Below are 16,124 nucleotides of genomic sequence, written 5' to 3' on the forward strand. Positions count from 1 at the left end.
CCAGCCTCCGCGCACCCCCGGACGGAAGGCGGCGGGAATGCTGGAGCAGGGGCTCATCGAGGACGCGATGCGTCGCGCGGTGGCGCTTTCGCGCCGCAGCCCCGCCGACGATCCCAACCCGCGGGTGGGCTGCGCGCTGCTCGACCCCGAGGGCCGCATCGTCGCCGAGGGCTGGCACCGCGGGGCCGGCACGCCCCACGCCGAGATCGAGGCGCTGGAGCGGCTGCCCGAGGCGTGGCGGTCCCGCACCGTCGAGCTCACCGCGGTCGTGACGCTCGAGCCCTGCAACCACACCGGCCGCACTGGGCCCTGCGCGACCGCGCTGCTCGAGGCCGGCATCGGCGCGGTCGCCTACGCGATCGACGATCCGGGCCCCGAGGCGGGCGGCGGCGGCGAGACGATGCGCGCCGCGGGCGTCGAGGTGCGCGGCGGCGTGCTGGCGGGCGAGGCCCGGGCGGTGCTCAGGCCCTGGCTGGCGCGGCAGCGCACCGAGAATCCGGCGGCGGTCCCTCCCAGGCCGCGCGTTACGGTGAAGTGGGCGCAGACGCTCGACGGTCGCGCGGCGGCGGCCGACGGCTCGAGCCGGTGGATCACCGGTGTCGACGCGCGCGTCGACGTGCACCGCCGACGCGGCGAGGCGGACGCGATCCTCGTGGGCGCCGGCACCCTGCTCTCCGACGACCCCGCGCTCACGGCCCGCGCCGAGGGCGGCGGCCTGCTCGTGCCGGCCGAGGAGCAGCCTGTGCCCGTCGTGCTCGGGCGCCGCGCGATCCCGAACGGAGCCCGGGTGCGGCGGCACCCGGCGCTCGCGGCGCGCGGCCTCGCCGAGCCGCTGCGCTTCGACGGCGACGACCTCGCCGCCGACCTGGAGCGCCTGTACGCGCTGGGCTTCCGCCGGCTCTTCGTCGAGGGCGGGCCGACGGTCGCGAGCGCGTTCATCGCCGCCGACCTCGCCGACGAGGTGCTCGTCTATCTCGCCCCCGCGCTGCTCGGCGGGCCGCGCACCGCGCTCGGCGACATCGGCGTCGCGGGCATGGACGGGATCAAGCGCCTGCGCGTCTCGCGCACCGCGCAGCTCGGCGCCGACCTGCTCATCGAAGCCACCGTCATCACGAACACCGCCACGGCCAGGGAGGGCTGATCCATGTTCACCGGACTCATCGAGGAGGTCGGCGAGATCGTCGACGTCGAACCGGTCGGCGACTCGCTGCGCCTCACCGTCGCGGGCCCGCTCGTCACCTCGGATGCGACGCACGGCGCCTCGATCTGCGTGTCGGGCGTGTGTCTCACCGTGGTCGAGCTCGGCGCATCCGCCGACGGGCGCGCCTCCTTCACCGCGGACGTCATGCAGCAGTCGGTACGCATGTCGACGCTCGGCGAGCTGCGTCCGGGCAGCGCCGTCAACCTCGAGCGCGCCGTGCGGGTCGACACGCGGCTCGGCGGCCATATCGTGCAGGGCCACGTCGACGGCACCGCGACGCTGCTCTCCGCGACGCCCCGCGACGCATGGCGCACCCTCCGGTTCTCGCTCTCGCCCGAGCTCGCCCCGCTGCTCGTCGACAAGGGATCGGTGACGCTCTCGGGCGTCTCTCTGACCGTCTCCGCGATCGCGGCCGAGCAGGAGCCCGAGCAGTGGTTCGAGGTCTCGCTGATTCCCGAGACGCTCGGCGCCACGACGCTCGGCACGCTGCAACCCGGCGACCGGGTGAACGTCGAGACCGACATCCTCGCGCGGCACGTCGCGCGCATGCTCCGCCTCGGAGCCGTCTCCGAGGCCCGCCTCCCCACCACCGAAGGAACCCCATCATGACCGCTCCCGGCACCACCCCAGGCATCTCCACGATCGAGCAGGCGGTCGCCGCGATCAGGGGCGGGCGACCCGTCATCGTCGCCGACAACGAGGACCGCGAGAACGAGGGCGACGTGATCCTCTCCGCCGAGCTCGCGACCCCCGAGACGATCGCCTGGACCGTGCATCGCTCATCGGGCCTGCTCTGCGCCCCGATGACGAACGAGGTCGCCGATCAGCTCGACCTCCCTGTGATGGTCGAGGCGAACGAGGACATACGCGGAACGGCATACACCGTGACGGTGGACGCGGCGCACGGCGTGACGACCGGCATCAGCGCGAGCGACCGCGCCACCACGGTCCGGGCGCTCGCGAACCCCGACGCGGCACCGGGCGATGTGCGCCGTCCGGGCCACGTGCTCCCGCTGCGCGCCGTGGACGGCGGCGTGCGGGCACGCGACGGACACACCGAAGCGAGCGTCGAGCTCATGCGGCTCGCCGGCCTGCGACCCGTCGCGGTGATCGCGGAGATCGTGGCCGACGACGGCGAGATGATGCGCCTGCCGGAGCTGATCCAGCTCGGCGCCAGCGAGAACGTGCCGGTCGTCACGATCGAGCAGCTCATTGCATACCTCAATGAGCATGATCCAGTGACGGCCACCGCTCACCGCCCCCAGCACCGCAGCGTCAGCCTCCGCGCCAACACGCTCCTCCCCACCGAGCACGGCGAGTTGCGCGCGCTCGCCTACCGGGATCGCCGCGTGGGCGTCGACCATCTGGCGCTCATCTCGCCGACCCCCGACGGCGAGATGCCGGGCGCCGAAGCACTCGTGCGCGTGCACTCCGAGTGCATCACCGGGGAGGCGTTCGGGTCGCTCAAGTGCGAGTGCGGGCCTCAGCTCGACGCGGCGCTCGACCTCATCCGCGAGCGCGGCGGCATCGTCGTCTACCTGCGCGGGCATGAGGGTCGGGGCATCGGGCTCGCCAACAAGCTGCGCGCCTACCAGCTGCAGGAGCAGGGGCTCGACACGCTCGACGCCAACCTGCAGCTCGGGCTGCCAGCCGACGGGCGGGATTACTCGGCCGCCGCCGAGATCCTGGCCGATCTCGGCGTGGAGCGCGTGCGACTGCTCACGAACAACCCCGACAAGGTGACGCAGCTCCGCTCCTACGGCATCGAGGTCGTCGAGCGCGTGCCCCTGCTCGTCGGCGTGACCGAGCAGAACGTCGGCTACCTCGCCGCGAAGCGGGATCGCATGGGGCACCAGCTGCCCGACGACGTGCGCGGCGCCTGAGACCGGACGCGAGCGAAGGAGCAGTCATCATGAGCGGAGCCGGAGCCCCGGACCTGACCGTCGACGCAAGCGATCTGCGTGTCGCCGTCATCGCCGGCAGCTGGCACGAGGAGATCATGTCGTCGCTGATCGACGGCGCCGAGCGGAGCGCGGCCGCGTCGGGCGCGGAGCACGAGCTGTTCCGCGTCGCGGGCGCCTTCGAGCTGCCCCTCGCCGCGCAGGCCGCACTGACATCGGTGAACGAGGGCGGGGGCGGTTTCGATGCGGCGGTCTGCCTCGGCGTGATCATCCGCGGCGGCACGCCCCACTTCGAGTACGTCTGCGCGGCGGTCACCGACGGCCTCACCCGCGTGCAGCTCGACACCGGCAAGCCCGTGGGATTCGGTGTGCTCACAACAGACACGGAGCAGCAGGCGCTGGATCGCTCGGGCCGCCCCGGCGCGCCCGAGTCGAAGGGGCGGGAGGCCGTCGAGGCCGCGCTTCATCTCGCCGTCACCGCCCGCGCCATCCGCCAGGCAGGGCTCGCCTCGCCCGACCCGTCGTAGCCCCCGAGGGTCTCGCGCACCGCCCCGGCGCCCCGGTATCGCCGGTGCTTTGCCAGCCGCGCTGGCCTAGAGTTGAGGCCGTGGCTGGCAGACCCGACGACACCGCAGGCACGGCAGGCAAGACCCCGACCGACCGGCGTTCCCGATCCCGAGGAGGCGCCTCCGCAGCTCGGGGGCCGCGAGCGACCCTGAGGCAGCTGCTCCCCTACCTCTTCGAGCAGCGCGGCAAACTGCTCTTCATCGCCGTCCTCAGCATCCTCGGCGCCCTCGCCTCGCTCACCCAACCGCTGCTCGTCGGCTCCGTGATCGAGCGGGTGCAACGTTCCGTCGCCCCGGGCGGGCTGCTGTGGGCGCTGGTGGCCCTCGTGCTCGTGAGCGCCCTGCTCAACAGCTACCAGCACTACCTGCTGCAGTGCATGGGCGAGGGCGTGGTGCTGGCGAGCCGCAAGCGCCTCATCGCGAAGATCCTGCACCTGCCCATCCCCGAGTTCGACCGGCGCCGCACCGGCGATCTCGTCTCGCGCGTGGGCAGCGACACCACCCTGCTGCGGGCCGTGCTCACCCAGGGTCTCGTCGAGGCGATCGGCGGGGCGCTGCTCTTCGTCGGCGCGCTCGTCGGCATGCTGGTCATCGATCCGCTGCTCTTCGCCGTCACCTTCGGGGTCGTGTTCGTGGCGATCGCGGTCGTGGTGGCGCTCTCGGCGAGGATCCGGCCGGCGGTGCTCCGGTCGCAGGAGAAGGTGGGCGACCTCGCGGCGGCCGTGGACCGGGCGATCGGTTCGGTGCGCACGATCCGCGCCGCGGGCGCCGCCGAGCGGGAGCAGCGCGCGATCGAGGGCGAGGCGGCCGAGGCCTACCGGCTCGGGATCCGGGTGGCCCGCATCTCGGCGCTCATCGTGCCGGTCTCGTTCATCGCGATGCAGGTGTCGTTCCTCGCGGTGCTGGGCCTCGGCGGCTTCCGGGTGGCGACCGGGGTCATCACGATCGCGCAGCTGGTCACCTTCATCATCTTCCTGTTCCTTATGGTGATGCCGCTGGGGCAGGCCTTCGGCGCGATCTCGGCCGTCAACCAGGCGCTCGGCGCGCTCGGCCGCATCCAGGAGATCACCGCCCTGCCCGTCGAGACGGAGCGCGACGCGCAGTTGTCGCCGCTCGGGCGCATCGTGCCCCTCGCCGGTTCAGGCCTCGACGACTCCCCGGCGATCCGGCTCTCCGAGGTGCGCTTCGCGTACCGGTCGGCGGCTCCCGAGCGCGCCGACGCCCGGGAGCTGGTGCGCGGTGGACGCGGATCGAGCCGGCGCGACGCCGAGGCCGCTCCGGCCGAGATCGTGGAGACGCCGGTGCTGCACGGAGTCAGCTTCGAGGTGCCCCGCGGGTCGCGGGTCGCCCTCGTCGGCCCGTCCGGAGCGGGCAAGTCGACCGTGCTGTCGCTCATCGAGCGCTTCTACGACCCCGACCGGGGCGCGATCTCGCTCTACGGCGCCGACCTGCGCACCCTGGACCGCTCCGAGGTGCGCACCCAGCTGGGCTACGTGGAGCAGGACGCCCCCGTGCTGGCGGGCAGCCTGCGCGACAACCTCAGAATCACCGCCCCGGACGCCTCGGACGCGGCGTGCGAGCGCGTGCTGCGCGCCGTGAACCTGGGCGGGCTGCTGGACCGCTCCGGATCGGCGGTCGCGCGCGCGGACGCCGCGGCGCGCTCCGGCGCCGAGCTCTCGGCCGCGCTCGACACGCAGGTGGGCGAGAAGGGGATCATGCTGTCGGGCGGCGAGAAGCAGCGTCTCGCGATCGCGCGCGCCCTCCTCGCGGCGCCTCCGATCCTGCTGCTCGACGAGTCGACGGCGAGCCTCGACGGCGTCAACGAGCGCCTCATGCGCGACGCCCTCGACTCCGTTGCCACGGGGCGCACGCTCGTGGTGATCGCGCACCGCCTCTCGACCGTGATCGACTCCGACAAGATCGTGGTGCTCGACGCCGGCCGGGTCGTGGGCGAGGGCACCCACGCCGAGCTGCTGGAGTCGACGCCCCTCTACCGCGAACTGGCCCGGCACCAGCTGCTGGTGCCCGAGGACAGCGCGTCCGCGTGACGGCGGCGGCCCGTCGCCCGCGGCAGCGGTTTCACACAGGGAGACGGGATCGCTACGAGCGGCGCAGCGCCCAGTCGAACCGCGGCTCGACCACCGCGCTGAACGCCCGCGGCGACCACGCCATCGACAACAGCACCGCGATCACGATCCCGAGCGCGACGATGGCCAGCAGCCCCGGCGCGCCGACCGCGCCGATCCGGTCGATCGCGCCCGTCTGGCGGAGCACCCAGATCACCACCCCGTGCAGCAGGTACACGTACAGGGTGCGGGTGCCCCACACCGTCATCCTCCCCTTCCCGCGTGGGGTCACGATCAGCAGTGCGAGGGTCATCGCCGCGGCCACCGCCATGAGCGCCGCGGCGACCCCCGCGCCGCCCAGCATCACCCAGCCCCACCGGTCCGGCAGCCAGTCGCCGATCGGAGCGTTCGCGAACAGCCACGTGTAGTCGTCGCGCCACGTCAGCCACGTGTCGATGCGCCAGAACTCGCGCAGCCGCGGCGTCAGCGCGAAGACGAGCGCCACGGCGCCGAGCAGCGCCCACGCTCCCGCGAGCGCGCCGCGCGACGGCCGCGCGAACCACTGCCCCTCGAGCCAGCCGCGCTCGCGGATCAGCCAGCCCGCGACGAAGAAGGGCAGGAAGGCGAGCGTGCGCGACGCGGAGAACTGGGTGCCGATCGCCGGCAGGATCCCCGAGGCCAGCGCGATGAGGATCGAGGTCAGCAGCGGCCGCCGCAGCTTCGCGATCCAGGGCAGCAGGATACGCATCGTGGCGAGCGTCACGAGGAACCACAGCGTCCAGGCCGGGGCGACCAGGAAGTTCTGGCCTGGGGTCTTGCCCTCCACCGCGAAGCGGATCAGGGCCCAGATCCCCTCCCACGTCAGCCAGACGACGATCAGCTGAATGGTGGAGCGGATCACCTTGAGCGACGGCTCCGCTCGCGAGAACATGCCCGAGAGCAGGATCACGGCGGGCATGTGGAAGAGGAAGATGTAGGCGTACAGCGCGAAGCCGAGCTGCGAATCGACGCGCACCGTCGAGACGGCGTGGGCGACCACCACGAGAACGATCAGCAGGAATCGGGCGTTGTCCCAGGCTGCGATGCGCGGTTTCGAGGCGGGCGATGCGGTCGCGGCGGTCGGCGCGGTCGGATGCTCGGTCACCCCCACAGCCTATGCGAGCGGTCCTCCTGTGTATTCGGGCGCTCCCGGGGCTCCCGGCGAGACGAGCCGCATTCCACAGCATCTCGCTGATTCAGCGCGGTCTGGCGAGATGGCGGGGGTGAAGACGGGCCGGGGCCTGCGCCGAGTGCACGCCCGGGCGCGCGAATAGGGCGAGTTCGGAGAAACCGGGAAACGGAGCCGCCTGTCGGATTTGAACCGACGACCTGTTCTTTACGAGGGAACTGCTCTACCCCTGAGCTAAGGCGGCGGAGTGCGGGATCGCTCTCGCACACAAGCAACCACTTTAGCACGCCGTCCGGGCGGACTTCGCACGCGCGAGCGGCGGCCCCGGCGCGGCGCGGATCCCGAACCGGCCGCGGTTCACCCCCGGAACCGCGGCCGGGAACCGCGGCGCTACGAGCAGCGGAGATCGCCTTCAGGAACGGCGCCGGTCAGCAGGTAGTCGTCCACCGCGCGGTTGACGCACTCGTTCTTCCCGTAGGCGGTGTGCCCCTCTCCCACGTAGGTGACGAGCACGCCGCTCTCGAGCTGCTGCGCGAGCGATTCGGCCCAGCGGTAGGGAGTCGCGGGGTCTCCCGTGGTGCCGACGACGAGGATCGGGCCGGCGCCGGCGGCCGTCACGCCGGGGCGATCCTCCACGCCCTGCACCGGCCAGGCTGCGCACGCGATATCGCCGTATCCCTGGAACCGGCCGATCGTCGGGGCGATCCTGTCGAGCTCGGCCGCCTGCGCGCGCATGCGTGCGGCGTCGAGGCCGCGCGGGTAGTCGAGGCAGTTGACGGCCGAGAACGCCTCGGTGGAGTTGCCGAGATACCGGCCGTCGGCGCGGTCGTAGTAGGAGTCGGCGAGCGAGAGCGCGACGTCGGCCTCGCCCCGACCGACCGTCTCGAAGAGGTCGTCGAGATAGCCCCAGCTGCTCCGCGCGTACAGGGGCGTGACGATCGCCGTGAGCATCGTGTCGACCGAGAGCGTGCGCCCATCGGATCCCCGCAGCGGTTGCCGGTCGAGCCGGTCGAGCAGCGAGCCGATGCTCGCCATGGCCTCGTCCGCCGTGCCGGTGAAGGGGCAGCCGCGTCGCTGCACGCAGTCCTCGGCGTAGACGCGGAGAGCGCGCTCGAAGCCGCGGGTCTGCTCGCGCACGACGTCGGTCAACCCGGTGGCGGGGTCCATCGCACCGTCGAGCACCATGCGGCCCGCGCGCTCCGGGTAGGCGTCGGCGTAGCGCGCTCCGATGTAGGTGCCGTAGGAGAAGCCCAGGTAGTTGAGCTTCGAGTCGCCCGCGATCGCGCGCAGCATGTCGAGGTCGCGCACGGTCGAGGCCGTGTCGACGGTGCCGAGCAGCGCGCCCGTGCCCCGCGCGCAGGCCCCGCCGAACGCCCGCGCCTCCTCGAGCGAGGCGGCGATCCACTCGTCGCTGCCCCGCTCCAGCCCGGCGTCGTCCCCGACGCCGAAGAGGTACTCGTCCATGCCGGCCGCGTCGTAGCAGCGCACCGGCGTCGAGTCTGCGACCCCGCGCGGGTCCCAGCCGATCACGTCGTACGCGCGCCGCACCGACTCCGGAACCACCGAGTCGACGCTGTTCGCCACGTACTGGGCGCCCGAGGCGCCGGGGCCCCCGGGGTTCACGAAGAGCGTGCCCTTCGGATCGCCACCCGTGGCCGGGCGCTTCATCAGGCGCAGGGTGATGCGCTCGCCGCCCGGATCGCCCCAGTCGAGCGGCGCGTACACGTCGGCGCACTGCAACCCCCCGCCGCAGTCCCCCCAGTTCGGCTGCTGAGCGCCGAACCCGGCGACCGTCGCCTCGGGCTCGGCCGGAAGCGGCCCTGGCCCCTCCGCGGCGTCCGATCCCGAGAACAGCGGAAGGATCCCCCACCCGGAGAACCCGAGCGCGCACACGACGAGGATCACGGCCGCCACCCGCCACCCGCGGCGCCCCGGCGAGGCCGCCCCGGCTCCGCTCACGCCGGATCACCCCCCAGGAGCACGCTCGCGAACAGCGCCTCGAGCACCAGCCCCGGCGTGATGCCCCGGGAGAGTCGTTCCCGCGCCGTCTCGACCGCGCCCACGGCGGCGAGCGCGCGGCTCGCGCCCCAGCCCTCGGCCAGCTCCGAGATGCGGGGCTCCTGCTCGCGGTTGATCAGCTCGACGTGCGCCGCCGGGCCGCCAGTCTCGCCGCTCGCCGCCTGACGCTGCTCGACCGAGATCAGCGCCGTCAGCAGCACGTCCCGGTAGAGCGACAGCAGGTCGGTGAGGATGCGGTCGACGCCGTCGCGCAGGCTCCGGGTGGCGCGGCGCTTCTGATCCTCCTCCAGCGCGCGCATCTGGGCGCGCATCTGGGGCGGGATCGCGGCGCCGGGCGCCAGTCCGAGGCTGCGCATGGCGTCCTCCCGCTCCTGCGCATCGAGCTGCTCCGTGAGCGCCTCCGCGTCGGCCTTCGCGACGCCCGCGAGAGAGGCCGCGGCCGCCATCGCGTCGCCGATCGTGTCGATGGCCAGCGCGACCGCGATCGTGCGGTCGCGGCGCTGCATGGCGTCCGGATCGCTGGCGAGACGCCGGGCCATGCCGATATGGTTCTGCGCGAGCCGCGCGGCCCGTTCGGCGGCGGCGGGATCGATGCCGTCGCGCGCGTGGAGCAGTTCGGCGATGTCCGCCGGGCCGGGAGTCACGAGGCGCAGCGAGCGCGCCCGCGATCGGATCGTCGGCAGCAGATCGGCCTCGCTGGGGGCGCAGAGCACCCAGATGGTGCGCTCCGGAGGCTCCTCGAGGGCTTTGAGCAGCACGTTGGAGGTGCGCTCGGGCATGCGATCCGCGTCCTCGATCACGATCACCCGATAGCGGCCCTCAGCCGGCGCGTAGTGCGCCGTCGTCACGATCTCGCGGGCGGCCTTGATGTCGATGAGCAGCTTCTGGGTCGTGAGCACCCCGAGATCGGGGTGCGTGCGCGCCCGCACCTGCTCGTACACGGCGTCGCGATCCGCCTCGTCGCGCGCGATGAGCGCAGCCGCGAAGCGGAAGGCGATGTTGGATCGCCCCGAGCCCGGCGGGCCCGTGACGAGCCAGGCGTGCGCAGGGGAACCGCCCGGCTCGGAAGCCCGCTGCAGCGTCTGCACGGCCTCCGTCTGCCCCACGATCTCAGCCCAGAAGTTCACCCGAGAAGCGTATCGCGGGCCTCTGACAGGGAGCATCGCGGCGCTGGCGACCCCGCCGCCGCGATGCGTCGTCCGGCGCGGTTGCCGGGGTGAAGATTCGGGTGAGGGTGTGCCCTCGGGCGTCCCGGAACTCGCGGCGGGCTCCTATGATCGATTTCAGGTTGAAACCCAATCCCCCGGGTGGAGAACCGATTCCGAGCGGCAATCCCCCGTCGCGAGGAAGAGCAGCCCCCGGCCCTGTCCCCCAGGCCACCGGGGGTTCTTCTCTGCCCGGGGGCGACTCGGGGTCGGGGCGCCCAGCGCCCGCGGATCCCGCCCGCCCAGCGCCGGCTTCCCCGCCCGCCTCCCGCCCGCGGATCCCGCCCGCCTCGATCCGTGTGCGCCTTTCGGAGGGTTCACACGAGCCGAAGCGGCAGGAAGGCGCACACGGATCGCAGGGACGGCACGGGGCGACTCGGGACAGTGCAGCACGAGCGGCGCGCCCTACGGCAGGTCCGCATAGGCGGCCCCGCCGAGCACCGCCTCTGCCGTTCCGGCGCTCAGTTCGGCGGCGAGCGCTACGAGCGCCTCCGCCTCGTCCTCGGCGACGAGGTACCGGCGCTCCACGCGATCGCGGTACTCCACGGCGCCCACACCGTAGCCCCGGCGCCGCGCCTCGGCCTCGATCTGCGGCGCAGACTCGTAGCCGGCCGTCACCGTCGCCTCGCGTCGCAGCCCCCTGCGCACACGCGGAGCGCGCAGCACCGCCTCGGCGACCGCCGCCCGGTAGGCGCGGGTGAGGCCGCCGGCGCCCAGCAGCACACCCCCGAAGTAGCGGGTGACCACCGCGACGACGTCGCTCAGTCCCGCGGAGACCAGCGCGTCGAGCATCGGCGCCCCCGCGGTGCCGCTGGGCTCGCCGTCGTCGTTGGATCGCTGCACCCGCCCGTCCGGGCCGAGCACGAACGCCGAGCAGTGGTGCCGGGCCCGGGGATGCTCCGCCCGCGCTCGCGCGATCGCCTCGCGCGCCTCCGCCTCGTCCGCCACTCGCTCGAGGCGGGCGAGAAAGCGTGAGCGCGAGATCTCGACCTCCGCATCGACCGTTCCAGCGACCGTCTCGTACTCCGCGCGCACACCTCCATCCTCTCAGGCCGCGCGATCCTGTGCCGCAGGGGCGGGATCGGCCGCCGCAGGGGCGGGACCGGCCGCCGCCCCCGCGCCCCCGCCGCCCCCGCGACCCGCGAGCGGAACCTGCCGACCGAGTCATCGACGCGGGCGCCCCGGCACGAGGCGTCTCGACCGGGAATCCCCGGTACCATCGTGGACATGGGCGAGAGCGTGCGCGTGGACACGTGGATCTGGGGCGTGCGCCTGGCGAAGACGCGCAGCCAGGCCACCGCGGCCTGCCGGGCGGGGCACGTGCGCGTGAACGGCGCACCCGCGAAGGCCGCGCAGCCCGTGCGCATCGGCGACGAGGTGCGCGTGCGGCTGCACGGCTTCGATCGCATCTACCGGGTGACCGGACTGCCGGTGCGGCGGGGCAGCGCGGTCGAGGCCGCCAAGCACTTCGACGATCTCACTCCGCCGCCGCCTCCGCGGGTCGAGCGGCCCGCCGCGGTGGTCCGGGATCGGGGCGCGGGGCGCCCCACGAAGCGCGACCGTCGCGAGATCGAGAGGCTGCGCGGCTACTAGCATCCCGCGGCACCGGCCCGCGTTACACTCGGTGGGTGCTCCCCCTCGCGACCCCCGACGCGCCGTCGGCAGAAGCGGCCGGCGCCGTGCCGCAGGTGCTGCCGCCCGAGACCTGGCGAGCCCGCGAGGCCGCCCACCGGCACCGCGCCGACGCCCTCACCGCGGCGCACCGCGAGCGCAGGCGGCGCCGCGAGAGGCACCCGGTCGAGGACTTCCTGTGGACGTACTACTCGGTGACGCCGGGCGAGCTGCGCCGATGGCATCCCGGTGCGGGCGCGGTGCTGGAGGGGGCGGCTCGGGATCGCGACGGTTGGAAGTACTACGCGCCCACGGCCTCCCCCGGTTCGTCGGCGGGCGCCGCGGGCGAGGCGGCAACCGTCGACCTGGCGGCCTTCTTCGCGAAGCGGGGCGGCACGGTCGACTACGTGGAGCGGCTGCTCTCGGCTACGCTCGGCCGAGCGGCCCGCTTCGGCTGCTTCGGTCTGCACGAGTGGGCGATGGTGTACCGCATGACGCCCGAGCAGTTGCGCCACGCCTCCCTTCCGCTGCGCATCGGCCACGAGGCGACCGACCGCGTCGTCGAGAGCCACCCGATCGCGTGCACCCACTTCGACGCGTTCCGCTTCTTCACCCCGCAGGCCGCGCCCCTCAACGCGGTGCGGCCGAGCCGGGAGTCCCAGCCCGATCTCGAGCAGGCCGGCTGCCTGCACGCCGGCATGGACGTCTACAAGTGGGCCGCCAAGCTCGGCCCGATCGTGCCGGGCGAGCTGCTGCTCGACGCCTTCGAACTCGCCCGCGACATCCGCGAGGTCGACATGCGGGCCTCCCCCTACGACGTGACCGGCTTCACCGGGGCCTCCGGGGCGCCGCTGCACCCGATCCCGATCGAGACCGCTGCGGGCAAGCGGCAGTACGCGCGGCTGCAGCGAGGCTTCGCCGACCGCGGCAACGCGCTGCGCGAGCGCCTGCTCGAGGCCGTCTCGACGGCGCGGGCGTCGCGGCCGCCGCGCCCGCCGGCCTGAATCGGGCGCGACCTCCCGGCAACCGAGCGCCGCCCCCGGGGAGGGCGGGCCGGGGTCGGCGATCCGCAGGCCGATCAGAGCAGCGTGGGCGCCGGATCTCCCGGAGCGGCGAGCGCGTCGGCGACGACCGGCTGCGCGGCTCGGGATCGCCTCGCCTCGGCTGACGCCCCGCCGCCCGACCACTCGAGTCCGTACCGCCGCATGAGCGGTCGGATGCGCGCGGCCAGCTCCATGCGGTAGGCCTGCGGGGCGCGGCTCGCGCTGCCCGGGTAGAGCGAGCGGTAGGCGGGCAGCAGGTGCGGGTGCTCGCGCTCGAGCCACGCGAAGAACCACGGCTTGACGTGCGTGCGAAGGTGCAGCGGGCCGTACATCACCGAGCGGGCCCCCGCCTCGCTGATGTCGCGCAGCAGCGCGCCGAGCTGCGCGGCCGAGTCGGTCAGGTGCGGCAGCACGGGCATCACGAAGACGTCGGGCTCGAAGCCGGCCTCCCGAGCCGCCGCGATGGTCGCGAGCCGAGCCTGCGGCGTCGGAACGCCCGGCTCGATCGAGCGGTGCAGCTCGGGATCGGCGACGGCGATCGACATGGCCAGCGCGACGGGCGCTCGCTCCGCGGCCTCCGCCAGCCTCGGCAGGTCCCGGCGCAGCAGCGTGCCCTTGGTGAGGATCGACATGGGCGTGCGAGCGCGGGCGAGGGCGTCGATGATGCCGGGCATGAGACGGTAGCGCCCCTCGGCGCGCTGGTACGGATCGGTGTTCGTGCCGAGCGCCACCCGCTCGCCCCGCCACGAGGGCTTCGCGAGCTCGCGGCCCAGCACCTCGGCGACGTTCACCTTGACCACGATCTGCGAGTCGAAATCGCGCCCCGTGTCGAGGTCGAGGTAGCGGTGCGATCCGCGCGCGAAGCAGTAGACGCAGGCGTGCGAGCAGCCACGGTAGGGATTGATCGTCCACGAGAAGGGCATCGACGAGGCACCCGGCACGCGGTTGAGCGCGCTCTTGGCGAGCACCTCGTGGAAGACGAGCCCCGCGAATTCCGGCGCCCGCACCGTGCGGAGGTGCCCGGGCACGGCGGCGACCTCGCCGAGCTCGAGACCGGGCAGCGCGGCGTCCGACGTCGCATCCGACGTCGCGCCCACGCTCTGACCGCTCCACCTCACGCATTCATTCGAACATATCTTCGAATGAATGGCAAGCGCCGCGAGCGCGCCGGCCGGATCCGGACCCTACTCGGTCTCGCCCGCGATCCGGGTGTGGTGCTGGATCACCTCGGCCACCACGAAGTTGAACCACTTCTCGGCGAACTCGGGGTCGAGGTGCGCGGCCTCGGCGAGCGACCTCAGCCGCGCGATCTGCCGCGCCTCTCGCGCCGGGTCCGAGGGCGGCATGTCGTGCTCCGCCTTCAGTCGCCCCACCTCCTGGGTGCAGCGGAACCGCTCGGCGAGCATGTGGATGAGCGCCGCGTCGATGTTGTCGATGCTGGCGCGGAGTCCGTCCAGGCGCTCCTGGGGCGTCTGCTCGCTCATCTCGGCGCTCAACCCAGCAGGTCGTGACGCACCACGACCTGCTCCCGCTCGGGGCCGACGCCGATGGCCGAGATGCGGGACCCGCTCATCGCCTCGAGCGCGAGGATGTAGTCCTGCGCGTTCTTCGGCAGCTCCTCGAAGCGACGGGCCCCGGAGATGTCCTCGCTCCAGCCCGGGAACTCCTCGTAGACGGGCTTCGCGTGGTGGAAGTCGCTCTGGTTGACGGGCATCTCGTCGTGCCGCACGCCGTTGACGTCGTAGGCGACGCACACCGGAATGGTATCGAGGCCGGAGAGCACGTCGAGCTTCGTGAGCACGAAGTCCGTGACCCCGTTGATGCGGGCTGCGTAGCGCGCGATCGGCGCGTCGTACCACCCGCAGCGGCGCGGCCGGCCGGTCGTGGTGCCGTACTCGTGCCCCACCTGCGCCAGGTGCTCGCCGTTCTCGTCGAAGAGCTCGGTGGGGAACGGACCGGCGCCGACACGGGTGGTGTACGCCTTGATGACCGCGATGATGCGATCGAGCTGGTGGGGCGGCAGGCCCGACCCGGTGCTCGCGCCGCCGGCGGTCGCGTTCGACGAGGTCACGAAGGGGTAGGTGCCGTGGTCGATGTCGAGCATGGTCGCCTGGCCGGCCTCGAAGAGCACCGTCCGGTCGTCGCGCATCGCCCGGTGCAGCAGCAGGCCCGTGTCGCAGACCATCGGCTCGAGCATCTCGCGGAAGCTCAGCAGGTCGGCGATCACCTCGTCGGCCTCGATGGCGCGGCGGTTGTAGATCTTGACCAGCACCTGGTTCTTGAACTCCAGCGCCGCCTCGACCTTCTGTCGCAGGATGCTCTCGTCGAAGATGTCCTGGATGCGGATGCCGACGCGGTTGATCTTGTCTGCGTAGGCGGGGCCGATCCCGCGCCCGGTGGTACCGATCTGGCGCTTGCCCAGAAAACGCTCCGTCACCTTGTCGAGGGTGCGGTGGTAGGCCGTGATGACGTGCGCGTTCGCGCTCACCCTGAGCCGCGACACGTCGACGCCGCGACTGCTCAGCGCGTCGAGCTCCTGCTGCAGCACGCCGAGGTCGACGACCACGCCGTTGCCGATCACGGGCACGACGCCCGGGGTCAGAATGCCGGAGGGCAGCAGGTGCAGCGCGTACTTCTCCTCGCCGACGACGACCGTGTGGCCGGCGTTGTTGCCGCCGTTGAACTTGACGACGTAGTCGACGCGACTGCCGAGCAGATCGGTCGCTCGCCCCTTCCCCTCGTCGCCCCACTGGGCACCAGTGATGAGCACTGCGGGCATCTCAGCCCCTTCCTTCGGCGTAGGCGGATACCGAGCTAGTCTACCGAGGCCTCAATCGCCTCGATCGCCTGGGGGTCGGCGCCCTCGAGAAACTCGGTGAGCCGATCCGCCTCGCTCCGCTCGCCGATGCGCTCCGCTGCTCGGCGCAGCGCGTAGAGCGCGCGCAGCACTCCCCGGTTGGCTTCGTGCGCCCAGGGCACCGGCCCGGCGCCGCGCCAGCCGGCCTTGCGCAGCGCGTCGAGCCCGCGGTGGTAGCCGACCCGCGCAAAAGCGTAGGCCTCGATCTCGCGGCCCTCCGCATCGGCGGCGTCGGCGAGGATCGCCCAGGCGAGCGGCGATTCGGGGTACTCGCGCACGACGGCTTCGGGATCCGCGCCCGACCGCAGGGCGGCCGTCACCGCGGGATCCTCGGCCAGCAGGGTGGGCTCCGGGCCCAGCAGGTTCTCACCGATCATGCGGCCAGTCTATTCGGAGCCGCCGACCGCGACACCGACCCCCGCTCGACTCATCTAAAGGTCCGGGAGCGCGCGCCTCGCCCATGGAGGCGAAGGCGCGCGGGGGCCGG

Annotated in this window: 15 protein-coding genes and 1 tRNA gene; 7 read left to right on the forward strand and 9 right to left on the reverse strand. The window is 73.1% G+C overall.

The window, feature by feature from the left end; genetic code table 11:
- The first annotated feature begins 37 nt into the window (after positions 1 to 37).
- The 5 genes from ribD (at position 38) to D1J51_RS05245 (ending at position 5,716) form a co-directional block, all read left to right on the forward strand.
- Positions 38 to 1,141: a bifunctional diaminohydroxyphosphoribosylaminopyrimidine deaminase/5-amino-6-(5-phosphoribosylamino)uracil reductase RibD gene (gene ribD / locus D1J51_RS05225; protein ID WP_119074136.1), complete on the forward strand. Its 1,104-nt coding sequence runs from the start codon at positions 38 to 40 to the stop codon at positions 1,139 to 1,141.
- Positions 1,142 to 1,144: 3 nt separating this feature from the next.
- Positions 1,145 to 1,810 carry a riboflavin synthase gene (locus D1J51_RS05230; protein WP_119074137.1) on the forward strand — a complete coding sequence of 222 codons (666 nt, stop codon included), beginning with the start codon at positions 1,145 to 1,147 and terminating at the stop codon, positions 1,808 to 1,810.
- Positions 1,807 to 3,084, forward strand: a complete 1,278-nt coding sequence (gene ribB / locus D1J51_RS05235; RefSeq protein WP_119074138.1) for a 3,4-dihydroxy-2-butanone-4-phosphate synthase — start codon at positions 1,807 to 1,809, stop codon at positions 3,082 to 3,084. The genes D1J51_RS05230 and ribB overlap by 4 nt, the downstream gene beginning before the upstream one ends.
- A gap of 29 nt (positions 3,085 to 3,113) precedes the next feature.
- Positions 3,114 to 3,629, forward strand: coding sequence for a 6,7-dimethyl-8-ribityllumazine synthase (gene ribH, locus D1J51_RS05240; protein WP_119074139.1), 516 nt, complete (start codon positions 3,114 to 3,116; stop codon positions 3,627 to 3,629).
- Between the two features lie 80 nt (positions 3,630 to 3,709).
- Positions 3,710 to 5,716, forward strand: a complete 2,007-nt coding sequence (locus tag D1J51_RS05245; protein ID WP_119074140.1) for an ABC transporter ATP-binding protein — start codon at positions 3,710 to 3,712, stop codon at positions 5,714 to 5,716.
- A 52-nt stretch (positions 5,717 to 5,768) separates the two neighbouring features.
- Here D1J51_RS05245 and D1J51_RS05250 read toward each other — a convergent pair whose 3' ends face one another.
- The 5 genes from D1J51_RS05250 to D1J51_RS05270 all read right to left on the reverse strand — a co-directional run bounded on the left by D1J51_RS05250 (position 5,769) and on the right by D1J51_RS05270 (position 11,161).
- The gene (locus D1J51_RS05250; RefSeq protein ID WP_119074302.1) at positions 5,769 to 6,878 is read right to left on the reverse strand and encodes an acyltransferase family protein; all 1,110 of its coding nucleotides are present in this window, start codon (positions 6,876 to 6,878) and stop codon (positions 5,769 to 5,771) included.
- A gap of 196 nt (positions 6,879 to 7,074) precedes the next feature.
- Positions 7,075 to 7,146, reverse strand: a tRNA-Thr gene (locus D1J51_RS05255).
- A 146-nt stretch (positions 7,147 to 7,292) separates the two neighbouring features.
- Positions 7,293 to 8,861: an alpha/beta hydrolase gene (locus D1J51_RS05260; RefSeq protein ID WP_119074141.1), complete on the reverse strand. Its 1,569-nt coding sequence runs from the start codon at positions 8,859 to 8,861 to the stop codon at positions 7,293 to 7,295.
- On the reverse strand, positions 8,858 to 10,048 hold the full coding sequence (locus D1J51_RS05265; RefSeq protein WP_119074142.1) for a DNA polymerase III subunit delta': 1,191 nt from the start codon (positions 10,046 to 10,048) through the stop codon (positions 8,858 to 8,860). The genes D1J51_RS05260 and D1J51_RS05265 overlap by 4 nt, the downstream gene beginning before the upstream one ends.
- 483 nt (positions 10,049 to 10,531) lie before the next feature.
- Positions 10,532 to 11,161 carry an IMPACT family protein gene (locus D1J51_RS05270; RefSeq protein WP_119074143.1) on the reverse strand — a complete coding sequence of 210 codons (630 nt, stop codon included), beginning with the start codon at positions 11,159 to 11,161 and terminating at the stop codon, positions 10,532 to 10,534.
- A 192-nt stretch (positions 11,162 to 11,353) separates the two neighbouring features.
- Between D1J51_RS05270 and D1J51_RS05275 the strand changes: the two genes are divergently transcribed.
- The gene (locus tag D1J51_RS05275) at positions 11,354 to 11,719 is read left to right on the forward strand and encodes an RNA-binding S4 domain-containing protein (protein WP_119074144.1); all 366 of its coding nucleotides are present in this window, start codon (positions 11,354 to 11,356) and stop codon (positions 11,717 to 11,719) included.
- Between the two features lie 35 nt (positions 11,720 to 11,754).
- Complete coding sequence (locus tag D1J51_RS05280; protein ID WP_240422947.1) at positions 11,755 to 12,741, forward strand: 3-methyladenine DNA glycosylase; 987 nt, start codon at positions 11,755 to 11,757, stop codon at positions 12,739 to 12,741.
- A 74-nt stretch (positions 12,742 to 12,815) separates the two neighbouring features.
- Here the strand turns inward: D1J51_RS05280 and D1J51_RS05285 are convergent, their stop codons facing one another.
- The 4 genes from D1J51_RS05285 to D1J51_RS05300 form a co-directional block, all read right to left on the reverse strand.
- Positions 12,816 to 13,898, reverse strand: coding sequence for an Rv2578c family radical SAM protein (locus tag D1J51_RS05285; protein ID WP_119074145.1), 1,083 nt, complete (start codon positions 13,896 to 13,898; stop codon positions 12,816 to 12,818).
- Positions 13,899 to 13,964: 66 nt separating this feature from the next.
- Entirely contained in the window at positions 13,965 to 14,264 is a 300-nt protein-coding gene (locus tag D1J51_RS05290; RefSeq protein WP_119074146.1) for a chorismate mutase, read from the reverse strand.
- Between the two features lie 8 nt (positions 14,265 to 14,272).
- The gene (locus tag D1J51_RS05295) at positions 14,273 to 15,559 is read right to left on the reverse strand and encodes an adenylosuccinate synthase (RefSeq protein ID WP_119074147.1); all 1,287 of its coding nucleotides are present in this window, start codon (positions 15,557 to 15,559) and stop codon (positions 14,273 to 14,275) included.
- Between the two features lie 35 nt (positions 15,560 to 15,594).
- The gene (locus D1J51_RS05300; RefSeq protein WP_119074148.1) at positions 15,595 to 16,014 is read right to left on the reverse strand and encodes a DUF3151 domain-containing protein; all 420 of its coding nucleotides are present in this window, start codon (positions 16,012 to 16,014) and stop codon (positions 15,595 to 15,597) included.
- Positions 16,015 to 16,124 lie beyond the last annotated feature (110 nt).

Source organism: Leucobacter sp. wl10, assembly GCF_003569785.1.
Taxonomy (GTDB): domain Bacteria; phylum Actinomycetota; class Actinomycetes; order Actinomycetales; family Microbacteriaceae; genus Leucobacter.